Source organism: Pseudomonas sp. DCB_AW (assembly GCF_026240895.1).
Classification (GTDB): Bacteria; Pseudomonadota; Gammaproteobacteria; order Pseudomonadales; family Pseudomonadaceae; genus Aquipseudomonas; species Aquipseudomonas kermanshahensis.
Window position 1 is genome coordinate 75,369 of the sequence record NZ_JAPFCE010000019.1, and the last position, 14,247, is coordinate 89,615.

Annotated in this window: 16 protein-coding genes, 1 tRNA gene and 1 pseudogene; 13 read left to right on the plus strand and 5 right to left on the minus strand. The window is 61.2% G+C overall.

Annotated elements, in window-relative coordinates; translation table 11 throughout:
- Nucleotides 1-109 precede the first annotated feature (109 nt).
- The 6 genes and pseudogenes from OO306_RS13505 to OO306_RS13530 all read left to right on the plus strand — a co-directional run bounded on the left by OO306_RS13505 (nucleotide 110) and on the right by OO306_RS13530 (nucleotide 4,566).
- A complete protein-coding gene (locus tag OO306_RS13505; protein ID WP_085274312.1) occupies nucleotides 110-898 on the plus strand; it encodes an energy transducer TonB in 789 nt (262 codons plus the stop codon).
- On the plus strand, nucleotides 895-1,350 hold the full coding sequence (rimI, locus tag OO306_RS13510; protein WP_027594512.1) for a ribosomal protein S18-alanine N-acetyltransferase: 456 nt from the start codon (nucleotides 895-897) through the stop codon (nucleotides 1,348-1,350). The genes OO306_RS13505 and rimI overlap by 4 nt, the downstream gene beginning before the upstream one ends.
- Before the next feature lie 185 nt (nucleotides 1,351-1,535).
- Entirely contained in the window at nucleotides 1,536-2,546 is a 1,011-nt protein-coding gene (locus tag OO306_RS13515) for an RHS repeat-associated core domain-containing protein (RefSeq protein ID WP_265968998.1), read from the plus strand.
- A 183-nt stretch (nucleotides 2,547-2,729) separates the two neighbouring features.
- A pseudogene (locus OO306_RS13520) lies at nucleotides 2,730-2,886 on the plus strand (ribosomal-protein-alanine N-acetyltransferase); the annotation flags it as partial.
- A 51-nt stretch (nucleotides 2,887-2,937) separates the two neighbouring features.
- A complete protein-coding gene (can, locus tag OO306_RS13525) occupies nucleotides 2,938-3,576 on the plus strand; it encodes a carbonate dehydratase (RefSeq protein ID WP_033701363.1) in 639 nt (212 codons plus the stop codon).
- Between the two features lie 405 nt (nucleotides 3,577-3,981).
- Nucleotides 3,982-4,566: a D-Ala-D-Ala carboxypeptidase family metallohydrolase gene (locus OO306_RS13530; RefSeq protein WP_265969000.1), complete on the plus strand. Its 585-nt coding sequence runs from the start codon at nucleotides 3,982-3,984 to the stop codon at nucleotides 4,564-4,566.
- Here OO306_RS13530 and OO306_RS13535 read toward each other — a convergent pair.
- Nucleotides 4,506-5,423: a LysR substrate-binding domain-containing protein gene (locus tag OO306_RS13535; RefSeq protein ID WP_265969001.1), complete on the minus strand. Its 918-nt coding sequence runs from the start codon at nucleotides 5,421-5,423 to the stop codon at nucleotides 4,506-4,508. The genes OO306_RS13530 and OO306_RS13535 overlap by 61 nt on opposite strands.
- Nucleotides 5,424-5,663: 240 nt before the next feature.
- On the opposite strand from OO306_RS13535, the gene OO306_RS13540 reads away from it, so the two are divergent.
- From OO306_RS13540 to OO306_RS13550, 3 genes are all read left to right on the plus strand, one after another.
- On the plus strand, nucleotides 5,664-6,281 hold the full coding sequence (locus tag OO306_RS13540; protein WP_265969003.1) for a LysE family translocator: 618 nt from the start codon (nucleotides 5,664-5,666) through the stop codon (nucleotides 6,279-6,281).
- A gap of 144 nt (nucleotides 6,282-6,425) precedes the next feature.
- Nucleotides 6,426-7,280: an RHS repeat-associated core domain-containing protein gene (locus tag OO306_RS13545; RefSeq protein ID WP_265969004.1), complete on the plus strand. Its 855-nt coding sequence runs from the start codon at nucleotides 6,426-6,428 to the stop codon at nucleotides 7,278-7,280.
- Nucleotides 7,281-7,453: 173 nt separating this feature from the next.
- Nucleotides 7,454-7,702, plus strand: a complete 249-nt coding sequence (locus tag OO306_RS13550; RefSeq protein ID WP_265969006.1) for a DUF4880 domain-containing protein — start codon at nucleotides 7,454-7,456, stop codon at nucleotides 7,700-7,702.
- 139 nt (nucleotides 7,703-7,841) lie between these two features.
- Here the strand turns inward: OO306_RS13550 and OO306_RS13555 are convergent.
- Both OO306_RS13555 and OO306_RS13560 read right to left on the minus strand, forming a co-directional pair.
- Nucleotides 7,842-7,918: transfer RNA gene (locus OO306_RS13555), tRNA-Met, on the minus strand.
- Between the two features lie 95 nt (nucleotides 7,919-8,013).
- On the minus strand, nucleotides 8,014-8,937 hold the full coding sequence (locus tag OO306_RS13560) for a FecR domain-containing protein (RefSeq protein ID WP_265969016.1): 924 nt from the start codon (nucleotides 8,935-8,937) through the stop codon (nucleotides 8,014-8,016).
- Between the two features lie 192 nt (nucleotides 8,938-9,129).
- Here OO306_RS13560 and OO306_RS13565 point away from each other — a divergent pair, with 192 nt between their 5' ends.
- The 3 genes from OO306_RS13565 to OO306_RS13575 all read left to right on the plus strand — a co-directional run bounded on the left by OO306_RS13565 (nucleotide 9,130) and on the right by OO306_RS13575 (nucleotide 11,902).
- Nucleotides 9,130-10,344: an MFS transporter gene (locus OO306_RS13565; protein ID WP_265969007.1), complete on the plus strand. Its 1,215-nt coding sequence runs from the start codon at nucleotides 9,130-9,132 to the stop codon at nucleotides 10,342-10,344.
- 178 nt (nucleotides 10,345-10,522) lie between these two features.
- The gene (locus tag OO306_RS13570; protein WP_238217442.1) at nucleotides 10,523-10,666 is read left to right on the plus strand and encodes a hypothetical protein; all 144 of its coding nucleotides are present in this window, start codon (nucleotides 10,523-10,525) and stop codon (nucleotides 10,664-10,666) included.
- Between the two features lie 78 nt (nucleotides 10,667-10,744).
- A complete protein-coding gene (locus OO306_RS13575) occupies nucleotides 10,745-11,902 on the plus strand; it encodes an MFS transporter (RefSeq protein WP_027594504.1) in 1,158 nt (385 codons plus the stop codon).
- A gap of 11 nt (nucleotides 11,903-11,913) precedes the next feature.
- On the opposite strand, the gene OO306_RS13580 is transcribed toward OO306_RS13575, so the two are convergent.
- On the minus strand, nucleotides 11,914-12,870 hold the full coding sequence (locus tag OO306_RS13580; protein WP_265969010.1) for a FecR domain-containing protein: 957 nt from the start codon (nucleotides 12,868-12,870) through the stop codon (nucleotides 11,914-11,916).
- The gene (locus OO306_RS13585) at nucleotides 12,857-13,372 is read right to left on the minus strand and encodes a sigma-70 family RNA polymerase sigma factor (RefSeq protein ID WP_265969012.1); all 516 of its coding nucleotides are present in this window, start codon (nucleotides 13,370-13,372) and stop codon (nucleotides 12,857-12,859) included. The genes OO306_RS13580 and OO306_RS13585 overlap by 14 nt, the downstream gene beginning before the upstream one ends.
- Before the next feature lie 172 nt (nucleotides 13,373-13,544).
- Here OO306_RS13585 and OO306_RS13590 point away from each other — a divergent pair, with 172 nt between their 5' ends.
- The gene (locus OO306_RS13590; RefSeq protein ID WP_265969013.1) at nucleotides 13,545-14,171 is read left to right on the plus strand and encodes a DNA-3-methyladenine glycosylase; all 627 of its coding nucleotides are present in this window, start codon (nucleotides 13,545-13,547) and stop codon (nucleotides 14,169-14,171) included.
- Nucleotides 14,172-14,247 lie beyond the last annotated feature (76 nt).

Sequence of the window (14,247 nt, forward strand, 5' to 3'; positions counted from 1 at the left end):
TTGCCCCGCGAAGCGCCGCGCGGGCGGCGCTCGGTCTCAACAACACTGCAAAACCCAAGGCTTACGCGTTAGAATGCCCGATTGTTTCAACCCTCCGGATACCCGCCCAGTGCTGACCGAACCCCGTCGCCGCGCCTACCTCTCCGCCATGCAAGTGGTGCACTGGCTGCCGCGCGCCGAACTGCCGTTCGCCGCACCGTCGCGCCCCGAACTGTTATTGCCGGTGGCGCCGGTCGAAGACATCGACTTCGAGGTCAGGCCTGCACCGGCGGCCAACCAGCCGGCGCCAGCCGCCCCTCAGGCACGCTCTGGCGAACGCCCAAAAATCGAAATTCCGCGCCCCGGCAGCACCGCAAAGCCCGCCGCCAAGCCAGCCGAAGCTGAGCCAGAAGCGCCCGCGCCGCGCCCAGCCCCGGTGCCGCCGCCACGCTTCTCGCTGCAGTTGCTGCGCGCCGGCAGTTGCCTGCTGTTGGTGGAACTGGCCACCGGCCAGCCCTTCCAGAGCCGCGACCCGTCCTACCTGCTGCTCAAGGACATGCTGCGCGCCGCCGGTCTGCCCGACGCCCCGCAGATCATCGGCGAGCCGGTCCGCTGGCCGTTGCTGGTGCGCGGCAACATGGACCAGGGCCCGGACGCTGCACGCGATTTTGTCCAGGGGTTCATCCAGGCACGCCTGGAAGAAGCCCCGTGCAACTGCTTGTGGCTGATCGGCCTGCCCGCGCTGCGCTTCGCCGGCAATGCCGATGCGCACACCTACTACCAAGTACTGAAGCTCGAGGGCCTGGGCGACGCCTGGGCCTTGCCGGGCCTTGAACTGTTGATGGACGAGCCGCAGCGCAAGGCGGACGTCTGGAAAGCCATGCGCCAGCTGATGGCGCGCTGGAAGAGCGTTGAATGAGTGAATCGATCAGTTTCCGCCCGATGACCGAGGCGGATCTGGATGCCGTGCTTAAGATCGAATATGCCGCGTTCAGTCATCCCTGGACCCGCGGAATCTTTCAGGATGCGCTCAAGTCCTACGAAGTGTGGCTGATGTTCGATGGCCAGCAGCAGGTCGGCCACGGCGTGATCAACGTGATCATCGACGAGGCGCACCTGCTCAACATCACCGTCAAACCCGAGAACCAGGGGTGTGGCCTGGGCCTGCGTCTGCTCGAGCACTTGATGGCGCGCGCGTATCAGCTCAATGGCCGGGAGTGCTTCCTCGAGGTGCGCGCCAGCAACCAGTCGGCCTATCGGTTGTATGAGCGCTATGGCTTCAACGAGATCGGCCGCCGGCGGGATTACTACCCCATGGCGGGCGGGCGCGAGGATGCGCTGGTAATGGCTTGTACGTTGTTCGAAGAGTGAAGGTGCGGTCCATTTGCTGATGCGCTGGCTGCCAGCCCTCTAGCGCATGCTATGGCGTGGTGCCGATTCACCCGTTGCTGCGCTCGGCTTCCGAGTTATCCCAGAAGCGATCCTGGCATTTTTACCAGTATACAAAGGGCTTCGCGTTCTGAATCATTGGGATGGGAATTCTGAGTATTACGACCATGAAGACTTTCACGGGTGCTTGGTTTTTTTATGAAGGGGATGCAGTACGCACTGTTTGGCAGGAAGGCCGTTGCAGTTCGTTGATCCAGGCTGCGGGTATGCGGCTTGTCGAGCGAAAGGTTGCCAATGATCTTCAGCAAACGATGATGCTTGCTTCGGATGGCATGGGCTCTGTGGTAGGTGAGTCCGGTACACGGTCTAAATCGGTAGCCTATTCACCTTATGGCTTCCAGAGGGGTATGGAGTCGCTGATTGGCTTCGCAGGCCAGATGCAGTCATTGTTGCCAATCGGTTACTTTCTTGGGAACGGTTATCGTTTTTTTGACGTTGTTACCCATCGCTTCAACTCGCCTGATGAATTCAGTCCGTTTGGTAGAGGAGGTGTGAATGCGTATGTTTACTGCGGGGGTGACCCAGTGAATCGTACGGACCCTAGTGGCCACATGATCTACTATGTGAACTCATCAAGTCGCTTTGATTTGGTGGCGTCGCTTACAGCACCCACAGCTCCCACAGCACCCACAGCACCCACAACGCTCAAAGGGGCGGGTAATTATTATTCAGAGGGTTTATTTAGAAAGAGTCAGGTACAGTATTTTCCAAGGATAGAGATTAGCCCACGCTCGGAGGGGGCTCATGCTTCGCTTAAGCGTGCTGCACCCCCCGTAAAGGCTGCGGTGTCAAAGCGCGTGAAGCAAGAAGGAGGTCTCATTCAAAACCCGCGGGGTGGTGTCGAGTGGCAGCTGTTAAGAACCAAAATGATAGCTCGAATTGAGAATTCTGATCAGAGGGTGTTTTCTAATGATAGTGTGGGTGCAGCTAATAGAGCTATGGCGCTAGAGTATTTAGATATCCGCGGTTATCTGTCGGCGAGTAGTGCGAACAAAGAGTTTGCCCGGAAATATCCGAACTCATTACAAGCTGACGAGGTGAGGAAATACGTTTCCGGGTCTATCGGTTCAGTTGTTGATGCGATTCGCGATTCACATTGGCGTAATCTTCTCAGATAGATGCTGCAAGGCAGGTCTAACCATGTAGGTTCATTCACGCCCTGCGATCCGGTCATGAAGCTGTCAGATAGAAAGCAAATAGGTGGCGTCGATTGAGATCTGTCGATCTATCGTTTATGGACCAAGGCCAGGACGCTGCACGCGATTTTGTCCAGGGGTTCATTCAGGCACGCCTGGAAGAAGCGTGAGTGCTTCCTGGAGGTGCGCGCCAGCAACCAGTCGGCCTATCGGTTGTACGAGCTACGGGTTCAACGAAATCGGCCGCCGCCGCGACTACTACCCGGTCGCAGGTGGCCGTGAAGATGCCCTGGTGATGGCCTGCACCCTGTTCGAGGAGTGACCCCTCAGGCGCAGGTCCAGTCACACAGGTACAACCTGATGAGGCAAGACCATGCACGACCTGCAGGAACTGATCGACAACAATGCGCGCTGGGCCGATGCCATCACCCAGCGTGACCCCGATTTCTTCGCCAAACTGGCCCGTCAGCAAACCCCGGAATTCCTCTGGATCGGCTGCTCCGATGCGCGTGTGCCGGCCAACGAGATCGTCGGCATGCTGCCCGGCGACCTGTTCGTCCACCGCAATGTCGCCAACGTCGTGCTGCACACCGACCTTAACTGCCTGTCGGTGATCCAGTACGCCGTCGAAGTGCTCAAGGTCAAACACATCCTGGTCACCGGCCACTACGGCTGCGGCGGCGTGCGCGCCGCCATGCAGGACCGCCAGCTAGGCTTGATCGACGGCTGGCTGCGTTCGATTCGCGACTTGTACTACGAAAAGCGCGGTGAGCTGGCCAAGCTTGAAACCGAAGAGGCGCAGGTCGATCGCCTGTGCGAGCTGAACGTGATCCAGCAGGTCGCCAACGTGGCCCACACCAGCATCGTGCAGAACGCCTGGCACCGTGGGCAGGAGCTGTCGGTGCATGGCTGCATCTACGGCATCAAGGACGGGCGTTGGAAGAGCCTGGACACCACCATCAGCGGGTTCGCCCAACTGCCGCCGCAGTATCGGTTGCGGGCGTTGGAGTAGAAGGCCGCACGTAGCTACCCGTAATCAGGCTTGATTGCCGGTTTCTTCTTTGTTGGGACGGATCTGGAAATTGATGGAAAGCAGGCAGTACGCAAGGTTTTCATTACCCTGAAAACGAAAAAACCGGCGCTAGGCCTAATGCTGTTCACTTAAGAATGCCGGGGCCGCTCTGCGGCCCCAATACAGGCGATGGATAACTTAAGTGAACAGCATTAGGCGCTAGGCCGGTTTTTTCACCCCAACAGCCGACGAACTGAATAATCGCGTACGGGGCTGAGTAGTGGGCTCATGATGGCCGAGAATGCAAAACCGCGTGGCGTAAATGCCAAGAAAGTGTGTTGCCCTGCGTTTCTGCTTACATGAATTGAAACAGAGTGCGTGATATCGCACAGCAGGGGAACAGGGATGACAGGGACGAAGTGGCTACTGCTGGTGGCGGGGATGTGGGCGGTCAATGCGGCGCAGGCCGATGACCGCGACGTATGGATGTTCGCCCAATGGGCTGGCGATCATCAGACTCGCCCGTTCCGCGAGATGCTGGTAGACGCCCGCTTGTACGGGGTGGTGCCTATTCACCAACTGCTTCGCTCGGCCTCGGACTGGAAGCTGTGCCGGGCGTCGCCGTTTGCGGTGCCGCCGGCCAGCCAATGGCCTGCGGTGCGCTCGACGCTGTCGCTGCTCAAAACCCTCGGCGATCAAGGCATCCTGCGCCAGTTCGAGGTGGTTTCAGCCTACCGTGATCCGCGCCTGAACGTCTGCGCCGGTGGCGCCTCCAACAGCGCGCACACCCGTGCCTTCGCCGTCGATATGCTGTTGCCGGCCTGGGCCGACCCCAACCCGTTGTGCCGTTTCTGGCAACAGCATGGCCAAGCCTGGAACATGGGCCTGGGCCGCTACCCGTCAGGTCGTATCCATGTCGACACGGCCGGCTACCGCACCTGGGGTGGCGATGGCAGCGCCGGGTCGTCGTTCTGTATCAAACCCAAGTGAGCCAGGCAGGCCTGGCATTCGTCGATCACCCATTCGGCGAAGCGCTGGCGCTTGCCGCCCTCGTCCAGTGGCTGCGGGCTGAGCAGGTGGTAGGCAGAGCCGTCGCGCAAGAAGCCGAAAGGGGCCTGCAGTTGGCCGCTGTCGAGCTCGTCGCGCACCATCAAGGCTGACCCCATGGCCAGGCCCAGGCCCGCACTGGCGGCCTGGATCGACAAATAGAAATGCTCATAGTCGCTGCGCTCGGTGTGCCCGGCCCGTCGTTCGCTCAAGCGCAGCCAGGTGGGCCATGCGCTGGGCCGGGTGCGGCTGTGCAGCAAGCGCTGGCCGTCCAGGCCGATGGTGGCGACGGGACGGCAGACTGGGCCGATCCATTCGTCGCAGATCTTGCGGTGATGCAGTTGGCGGTCCCAGTGGAAGTCATCGCGGCGCAGCGCCAGGTCGACGCCGCTGCGCGCGAAGTCCAGCGGCCCACCGGCGGCTACCAGATGCAGTTGCAGGTCGGGGTGGGAGCTGTGGAAGCGCGGCAGGCGCGGGATCAGCCAGCGCATGGCGATGGTGGGCTCGCAGGAGAGCACCAGCACGTTGTCGCGCTCCTGCTGTTGCAGGCGCTGCACGGCGCCTTCGAGCTGTTCGAACATGGCCTGGGTGGTGCCATGCAGCGCACGGCCGGCGGCGGTGAGGAAGATGGCCCGGTTGCGGCGTTCGAACAGTTCGATGCCGAGGCTTTCCTCAAGCAGCCGTACCTGCCGGCTGACCGCGCCGTGGGTGACATGCAGGCGCTCGGCGGCGCGCACGAAGCTTTCGGTTTCGGCAGCAATGTCGAAGTAGCGGAAGGCGTTGAGAGGGGGCAGTTTCATGGTTTTGTGGTGCCTGTTCCGGCCTCTTCGCGGGCAAGCCCCTCCCACAAGGATCGCGCACTCATGAAGTGTGCACAGCACCTGTAGGAGCGGGCTTGCCCGCGAAGAGGCCAGTACAAGCACTGCACCTCTGTGAGAAAAACTATCAAATATCCGCCACTATAAATCGATTTTTAGCGGCCCATAAGCCCAGGATAATCGGCGCGTCTGTGCATTTTCATCGTCAATCGAGACCCGCCAATGACCGAACTCATCGCCGTCGCCCTGTTTACCATCCTTGCCGTCATCAGCCCGGGGGCCGACTTCGCGATGGTCACCCGCAGCAGTTATGCACAGGGCCGTAAAGCCGGACTGGCGGCTGCCGTGGGGATCGCCTTGGGCGTGCAGGTGCATGTGCTGTATACGGTGCTGGGCATCGCCGTGATCATCAGCCAGAGCCCATCCCTGTTCCTGTTCATGAAGGTCGTCGGTGCTGGGTACCTGATCTACCTCGGCTACAAATCGCTGACCAACACCACGCGCATCCGCCTCGACGGCATCGGCCAAAACACCGGCGCCAGCCTGTGGGCGGCACTGCGCACGGGGTTTTTAACCAATGCCCTGAACCCCAAGACCATGCTCTTCGTCATCAGCGCCTACACCCAGGTGGTGCAGCCGGGCAGCCCGCTGGCGCTGGACTTCGCTTACGGCGCGTTCATGTCGTTTGCCCATTGGGTGTGGTTCAGCCTGGTGGCGGTGTTCTTCTCCAGCACGGCATTGCGCAAGGCGATGATCGAGCGGCAAGTCATGATGGACCGAGTGATTGGCCTGGCGCTGATCGGCCTTGGTCTGGCAGTTGTAATGGCGAGTGTGCGTTGACAGGGTTAGGAGGGCACCTGGTATTTCTGCCAGTTGTAGCGATGTGATTGCATCAGACAGAATCTTTTGACAGGCAATTGAGCAGTAGTAAAGGGTCAAGGTCAGGGAGCGCCCACTCTTATATGTCGCTGCGAGGGTGAAGTAATGAGTTCAAATGTTATGTTAACGGCGTTGAAATCAAGTGGTAAGGCTCCACGGACTACGTTGTTGGCGTGCGATGAACAACGTTCAGTGCTCCTTGAATTTTCATCTGAAAAAAGACGTGCGGGGCTGTATACCGTTTATGGCTTGGAAGCAAACCTGCACGCCACTTTAGGCTTCACAGGTGAAGCAAGGGCACGCCTACCAGCAGGCTATCTACTGGGTAATGGCTATCGTCTTTTCATTAACGGCTTGATGCGCTTTTCTAGTCCGGACTCCTTGAGTCCGTTTTCCATAGGCGGATTAAACGCCTACGCCTATTGTAATGGCGACCCTGTAAATAATTCAGATCCAACCGGGCATATGTTGAGTCCGAAAAGACCTAAAATCGCGCAAAGCCACGCCTTTCTCAGTGAAAATGGGCCTGAGCATTTACTTGAAATAAGTAAAACGGTTATTGAGTATGCATATACGGTGGGCACTGAGTATGCACATACAGTGAGCACAGGTCCCAATTTGAGAGACTATAATCGAGTAATGACCAAAAAGCATGGTGAAGTTTTTGTATCGTTTCGTGATATCGAGGCCAGTAAGTCGTATAAGAATTTGATGAGGTCCAATGTGATTACGGATGAAATGTTTAAGATTTGGGTTGGTCTGCCTAAATTTGATAATAGGAAGAAGTATGATTTTTCACATTTGTATCCTGATGTTACTACGCAGCAATACGTTAGGATGAAAAGAACTCTGAATAACGCTAATGCTATTCTCATTCGCAAGGGGAAGTTTATACGTGGAACTGAATTTCAACCCTCTTCTATTCATGCATCGGCGGCGATCGATACCACCCTACGTTAAGCCGGTGATTGCATGTCGGGTAGTGGCGATTTAGAATAGAATCATTCCCATTTGCGAAGCCTCGCGATGAAAATACCTCCATTTCCCGCCGCAGACTGCCTGGATGACTGGTGCAGGGGCTGTCACCAGTGGCTGCGGGTGTGGTTGCGCCAATGCCTCAACGGGTCGCCGCTATGAGCCCCGAAATCCTACACGAAGCCGTCGAATGGCTGGCGCGCCTCGATGGCCAGCCCAGTGGCCGCGAGCGCAAGGCTTTTCGTGTCTGGCTGGCCCAAGACGAAGAGCACATCGAAGCCTTTAAGCGCATGCAGGAAACCCAGACCTATTTGCACGAGCATGCGCCTGCCGCGCGTACGGCTCTGGCAATGAAAATGCTGGCCTTGGTGGCAGTGCTAGCGTTGCTTACAGCTGTGTGGGTTTAGCGCATCGCACTGGGTTAGGCGTTGGCCGAGCTGCGGATCGGTAGCGGGAAGAGGGTTGCCCGCCAGTTGCCGGAGACGCCGCAACTTTTTTGCAGGCAAAGAAAAAGGGCCTACCTTTCGGTAAGCCCTTTATCATGTTTGGTGGCTACACAGGGACTTGAACCCCGGACCCCAGCATTATGAATGCTATGCTCTAACCAACTGAGCTATGTAGCCAATGGCGCGCATTATTCCCTTGTGATGCCCCTCTGTCAACACTCATTTCAAAAAAAATTTGCACGCTTTCAAAAACTTAGCCGCCAGGCCCGCCTTCAGCGAACGATCAGCCAGTGCCCGAGCATGCTGTGCAGCTGCAATTGCTGGGCGCTGGCCAGTGCGGCGAGGCTTTCGGCAGGGCGGTCGAGGTTGAAATCGCCGCTCACGCGCCGATGGGCGGTGTGATCGTCGAGTATCCACAGGCGTTCGCCCTGGTAACCGGCCAAGCGTTCCAGCACCTGCCCAAGCGGCATATCGGTGGCGCGCAGGCGGCCGCTGCGCCAGCTGTCGGCAGTTTTCAGATCGGTTTTTTGCACAGTGTCGATCCGTGTGCCGTCGAAGCTCACCCGTTCGCCCGCCGAGACCAGGCGCTGCTCGCCGGCCTGCACAACCATGGCCTTGCCACTGAGCACCACCAGCTCGTCGTGGTGCGCATAGCGCGCGATTTGCAGGCGGGTACCAAATACCTGGATGCGCGCCTCGCCCACTTCTACCTCCATGGCCCGGCCGTCGAGCAGGACCTCCAGATAGACCTGGCCTTGTACCAGGTGCAACTGGCGGGTACGGCCACGCAGGTCGACGTTCATCGCGCTGGCGCTGTCCAGGTGCAGGGTCGAGCCGTCGGGCAGGCGCAGGCTACGGCGTTCGCCCACGTCGGTGTGCAGTTCGCTGCCCAGGCGTTGCATCAGTGGCCAGTACAAGTAGGCCAAAGCGCCCAGCACCAGCAAAAACAGTAGCGCCAGCCATTTGCCCAGGTGGCTGCGGCGCGTGTTTATCTGCCGCGGTCGGGGCCGTGCCGGTGGCGGTTGCAGCTGTTGCCAGAAGGTTTCCAGTTCAGCGTAGGCTTGGGCGTTCTGCGGCGCCTGGCACCAGGCGGCAAACACCTGGCGTTCGCCTTCGTCACAGCCGGGCTGACGCAAACGGGAAAACCACTCCAGGGCTTCCTGCTGAGGGTCGGACTGGAGTTGCTTGGCGGGCATCGGGCTCATGGGATCGGTCTGCTCACGATAGGGGCCGTTTCGCCCAACGATGACAGGGGAATGAGTCGAGGATGCTAATTATATTGAGAACCATTTACAAGTACGTTTCGACGGAGGGATAAAAAAGGTAGCTATGTATCTATTTGTTTCCCGATAATCGGATCCCAAACCTGCGGACGGAGATTCAGGCACATGGCCATCAGTAGCACCTCCACGGCGTCCACCAGCGCAGCGGCGAACCCTGCCAACCCGTTGGTGATGCGCATCATCGGCTTCTGCGCCCTGGCGCACTTGATCAATGACCTGATCCAGTCGGTGCTGCCGGCGATCTACCCGATGCTCAAGGCCAACTACGACCTGAGCTTCGCCCAGATCGGCATGATCACCCTGACATTCCAGATAACCGCCTCGCTGCTTCAGCCTTGGGTCGGCTTCTTTACCGACCGCCGGCCCGCACCCAACCTGCTGCCGATGGGCACCCTGTGCACGCTGGTGGGGATCGTCATGCTGGCCTTTGTCGGCAGCTTCCCGATGATTCTGCTGGCCTCGGCGCTGGTGGGCATTGGTTCATCCACCTTCCACCCAGAAACCTCGCGCATCGCGCGGTTGGCCTCGGGCGGGCGTTTTGGTCTGGCCCAATCGACCTTCCAGGTAGGCGGCAACACCGGCTCGGCGCTGGGGCCACTGCTGGCGGCGGCGATCGTCATCCCGTTCGGGCAAACGCACGTGGCCTGGTTTGGCCTGGCGGGGCTGTTCTTCTTCGCCGTGACCCTGATGCTGCGTAGCTGGTACAAGGAGCACCTCAACCAGGCCAAGGCCCGCAAGGCGGTGCAGGCCACCCATGGCATCTCGCGCAAGCGGGTGATCGCGGCGCTGATCGTGCTAGGCCTGTTGGTGTTCTCGAAGTACTTCTACATGGCCAGCTTCACGAGCTACTTCACCTTCTACCTGATCGAAAAGTTCGACGTCTCGGTGGCCAGCTCGCAGCTGCACCTGTTCCTGTTCCTGGGCGCGGTGGCGGCCGGTACCTTCTTCGGCGGGCCGATCGGTGACCGTATCGGGCGCAAAGCGGTGATCTGGTTCTCCATTCTGGGCGTGACACCGTTCACCCTGGCGCTGCCGTATGCCGACCTGTTCTGGACCACCGTGCTGAGCGTGGTGATCGGCTTCATCCTGGCCTCGGCGTTTTCGGCCATCGTGGTGTATGCGCAGGAGCTGGTGCCGGGCAGCGTGGGCATGATTGCCGGGATCTTCTTCGGGCTTATGTTCGGCTTCGGCGGCATTGGCGCGGCGCTGCTGGGGTATGTCGCGGACTTGCGCGGTATCGAGTACGTGTATGGCGTGTGCTCGTTCCTGCCGTTGTTCGGGTTGTTGGCGGTGTTCCTGCCGTCTACCAGCAAGCGTTGAGCCTGTAAGGGGCTGCCGCGCAGCCCAATCGCGACGCAAGGCCGCTCCTACAAGGAGCCGCCTTGCCGAGCACAGGACCGGCCAGAATAGGTCGTGCGGCGGCCCCCTGACGATTGACGGCCCGACCACCGTTAGCCTAGAGTGCCGCCTCTTTTCTCCAACCTGCGTAGTCAAAGCAATGCGCCGTAACCCGTCCCTCCCACCTGCTCGCCAGCCTGCACTCCAGGCCCTGCGTCGTGCGTGGCCGAGCGACACGGTGCTCAAGCGTCGGCGCAGCGTGCTGTTTGCCTTCACCTTCTCGCCACACCTTGCCCTGAACTGATCCGCGCTTTTGCGTCGTCCGCCGTCCCGGCGTGCGCGCTCGTGTTTGCTCGTCTTTTCGGTTTGCAAGGAGTGGTAAATGAACATGCGTTTGCTGGCGGGCCTGTTGTTCGCCGTGTCGGTGGTGGGCTTTAGCCTTGGGGCCAGCCTGCCGTTGGTGTCGTTGCGCCTGCATGAGGCCGGCGCAGGCACGCTGGAAATCGGCATTATTTCGGCCATCCCGGCAGCCGGGATGATGCTTTCGGCATTCATGGTCGACGCCTGCTGCCGGCGCCTGACCCGGCGCACCATCTACTTACTGTGCTTCAGCCTGTGCACCGTCAGCATCGCCTTGCTGGAGTCGGCTTTCGACTCGATCTGGTTGCTGGCGTTGCTGCGCTTGGGCCTGGGCATCGGCATGGGTATCGCCATCATTCTCGGCGAGTCCTGGGTCAACGAGCTGTGCCCCGAGCACAACCGCGGCAAAATCATGGCCCTGTACGCCACCAGCTTTACCGGCTTCCAGGTACTCGGCCCGGCAATGCTGGCCGTGCTGGGCGCCGACAGCCCATGGATCACCGGCGTGGTCACCGCCTGCTATGGCCTGGCGCTGCTGTGCATCGTGCTGACCGTGCCCAACGACTACGTCGAGCATGAAGAAGGCGAAAAAAGCTTCGGCCTGGCCGGGTTCTTCCGCGTGGCGCCGGCCTTGTGCGTGGCGGTGCTGTTCTTCTCCTTCTTCGACGCCGTGGTGCTGTCGCTGTTGCCGGTGTACGCCACCAGCCACGGCTTTGCCGTGGGTGTGGCGGCGCTGATGGTGACGGTGGTGTTTGCTGGCGACATGCTGTTCCAGCTGCCTTTGGGCTGGTTGGCCGACCGGGTCGAGCGCACCGGGCTGCACCTGGTGTGCGGCCTGGTGGCGATGCTGATCGGCATCGGCCTGCCGTGGCTGCTGCAGATGACCTGGTTGCTGTGGCCGCTGCTGGTGGTGCTGGGCGCAGTGGCGGGGGGCATCTACACCTTGGCGCTGGTGCTGATTGGGCAGCGCTTCAAAGGGCAGGACCTGGTCACGGCCAATGCCAGCGTCGGCTTGCTGTGGGGTGTGGGCAGCCTGATCGGGCCGCTGGTCAGTGGCGCGGCGATGGATGTGGCACCGCACGGGTTGCCGATGGCGCTGGCGATCATGGCAGGGTTGTTCGTCTGTTTTGCCCGGCAGTCGTACCGGCGGGCAGGGCGCCTGCGCGCGGTGGCGGACTGACCACGCGGGGTTCAGGCGGCGTCGATGCTCACCCAATAGCGTGTGCGGTACTCGACCCGCACCGGCAGGCTGCGCGTGAGCAATTGCAGAATCTGCCCGGTATCGGCCAGCTGGTAGGTGCCGGAGACTTTGAGGTGTGCCACTTCGTCGGCGCAGCGCAGCAGGCCCGGGCGGTAGCGGGCCAGCTCGGCCGCGAATTCGCCCAGCGGCATCTGCTGCACGCTGAGCACGCCGTCGGTCCAGCCCCACGGGTCGCTGCGCAGGCTCACGGCCTGCAAGCTTCCGTTAGCCTGCACCTGCAAGGTTTCGCCAGCCTGTACCAACCGCGCTGAAGGCGACGCGGGGAACAGTGTGACCTCGCCACGGCGTACGGCCACCAACAAGCCATTGTCGTTTTCGCGCAGCAGCAGTTGGCCGTCGAGTGTGCCCAAGGTGCCGACACGGGTATCGATGCGGAAAGGGCGGCTGTCGTTGGCGTTGGCGTCCAGGCTAACCTCGCCCCGTATCAGTTCGAGCAGTCGTTGTTCGCTGCTGTAGTGCAGGTCGATGGCACTGGCGGTGTTGAGCTGGATACGGCTGCCATCACTGCCTTGCAATTGCCGACGTTCGCCCGCCGCGGTGCTGCTGTCGGCCAGTAGCTGCGGCAGGCCCAAGGGCGCGCGCGCGGCCCAGCCCAGGCTGCCGCCAACGGCCAACAGCGCCAGCAGTTTGAGGTGGTCCCGGCGGCTGCTGTGCTGGCGCTGGCTGGCGTCGAGGGTGCGTCGGCTCAGTGCCTTGGGCAGCCCGGCCAGCTCGTCGCTGAGGCTGCTGACACGCTGCCAGGCCTGAGGGTTTTGTGGGTGGCTGGCCAGCCATTGCTGGAATTGCCGCTCGGTACGCGGGCTGGGGGTGTCGAAGCGCAGTTTCACCAGCCAGTCGATGGCCTGGTCGACCTGGGTTTGCGCGGGGGCGTTCTCAGCGTTCGACATAGCGCAACCGGTAGCAGACACCCAGGCCCTTGGCCAAGTCGCGCTCGATGGTCGCGCGGGAGACATCCAGCTGCTGGGCGATCTGCGCGATGCTCAGCCCGTCGATCTGGGCCAGCAGAAAGGCCTGCCGCACCCGCGGCTTCAACGCCTGCAGGGCACGGTCGAGGCGTTCCAGCGTATCGAGGATGACCAGCCGGTGTTCCTCGCTGGGCACTTCGGCTTCAGGCAGGTGGGCCAGGCTTTCCTGATAGGCCCGCTCCAGGGCGCGGCGGCGGAACTGGTCGATCATCAGCCCCCGGGCGATGGCGCTGAGGTAGGCGCGGGGCTCCTTGAGCGGTGAGGCCTGACGGGCACGCAACACCCGGACGAAGGTATCCTGGGCCAGGTCGGCGGCATGCTCATGGCACCCGACCCGGCTGCGCAGCCAGCTACTTAGCCAGGCGTGGTGGGACTGATAGAGCAGAGCGACCTCGGTGGGCTTGAGTGTGTCGTTGATCTGCATCGTATCGAAGGCCTGATCCCGTGAGCATGCGCGATTGTGAATAGTTCTCAATTCTATGCGGGTAACGCGCCGCAGAGCAATGGTATGCCAGGAATTAGCCGCGCAAGATCCGGCGTTTCGCCGATGAGCGGTTGGGCTAAGCTTGGCCTCTAGTCGACGTGTTGGAGCCGCTATGATCCTGGCTGACCTTTCGCCCGAAGCCTACCGGGAAGCTGCCCGCTACCTGGCCGACTCGGACCCGGACTGGGCACGGCATATCGCAGCGATCGGGCCGTGCCTGCACCAGGCGACGCCGGGACGCGAGCCTTATGAGGCGCTGGTACGGGCGATTGCCTACCAGCAGTTGCATGCACGCGCTGCCGAGTCGATTTTGGGCCGGCTGTTGGCGCTGTTCCCTGAAGGCGGCTTTCCCGCACCGCAGCAATTGCTGGCCGTAACGCCAGAGGCGATGCGTGCGTGCGGCTTTTCGGCGAGCAAGGCAGCCACGGTTCAGGGCATTGCCCAGGCCCGCCTAGCGGGTGTGGTGCCCAGCCGCGAGGAGGCGCTGGCCATGCCCGATGACGCGTTGATCGAGCGCCTGGTGGCCTTGCGCGGGGTAGGGCGCTGGACGGTGGAGATGTTGCTGATCTATTGCCTTGAGCGTTCGGACATTCTGCCGGTCGACGACTTCGCGGTGCGTGAGGGGTATCGTCGGCTCAAGGGGCTGGAGAAAGCACCGACGCCGGCGCAGATGCGCTCGCTGGGCGGTGGCTGGCGCCCGTTCCGGACCGTGGCGGCCTGGTACCTGTGGCGGGCCTGAGGTATTTGCTGTGCCTGCACCGGCCTCTTCGCGGGCAAGCCCGCTCCCACATGGTCCATACCTGTGGGAGCGGGCT

Coding starts and splice junctions, on each gene's coding strand:
- rimI (WP_027594512.1), top strand. CDS start 895: ATGAGTGAATCGATCAGTTTCCGCCCGATGACCGAGGCGGATCTGGAT.
- OO306_RS13515 (WP_265968998.1), top strand. CDS start 1,536: ATGAAGACTTTCACGGGTGCTTGGTTTTTTTATGAAGGGGATGCAGTA.
- can (WP_033701363.1), top strand. CDS start 2,938: ATGCACGACCTGCAGGAACTGATCGACAACAATGCGCGCTGGGCCGAT.
- OO306_RS13530 (WP_265969000.1), top strand. CDS start 3,982: ATGACAGGGACGAAGTGGCTACTGCTGGTGGCGGGGATGTGGGCGGTC.
- OO306_RS13535 (WP_265969001.1), bottom strand. CDS start 5,423: ATGAAACTGCCCCCTCTCAACGCCTTCCGCTACTTCGACATTGCTGCC.
- OO306_RS13540 (WP_265969003.1), top strand. CDS start 5,664: ATGACCGAACTCATCGCCGTCGCCCTGTTTACCATCCTTGCCGTCATC.
- OO306_RS13545 (WP_265969004.1), top strand. CDS start 6,426: ATGAGTTCAAATGTTATGTTAACGGCGTTGAAATCAAGTGGTAAGGCT.
- OO306_RS13550 (WP_265969006.1), top strand. CDS start 7,454: ATGAGCCCCGAAATCCTACACGAAGCCGTCGAATGGCTGGCGCGCCTC.
- OO306_RS13560 (WP_265969016.1), bottom strand. CDS start 8,937: ATGCCCGCCAAGCAACTCCAGTCCGACCCTCAGCAGGAAGCCCTGGAG.
- OO306_RS13565 (WP_265969007.1), top strand. CDS start 9,130: ATGGCCATCAGTAGCACCTCCACGGCGTCCACCAGCGCAGCGGCGAAC.
- OO306_RS13570 (WP_238217442.1), top strand. CDS start 10,523: ATGCGCCGTAACCCGTCCCTCCCACCTGCTCGCCAGCCTGCACTCCAG.
- OO306_RS13575 (WP_027594504.1), top strand. CDS start 10,745: ATGAACATGCGTTTGCTGGCGGGCCTGTTGTTCGCCGTGTCGGTGGTG.
- OO306_RS13580 (WP_265969010.1), bottom strand. CDS start 12,870: ATGTCGAACGCTGAGAACGCCCCCGCGCAAACCCAGGTCGACCAGGCC.
- OO306_RS13585 (WP_265969012.1), bottom strand. CDS start 13,372: ATGCAGATCAACGACACACTCAAGCCCACCGAGGTCGCTCTGCTCTAT.
- OO306_RS13590 (WP_265969013.1), top strand. CDS start 13,545: ATGATCCTGGCTGACCTTTCGCCCGAAGCCTACCGGGAAGCTGCCCGC.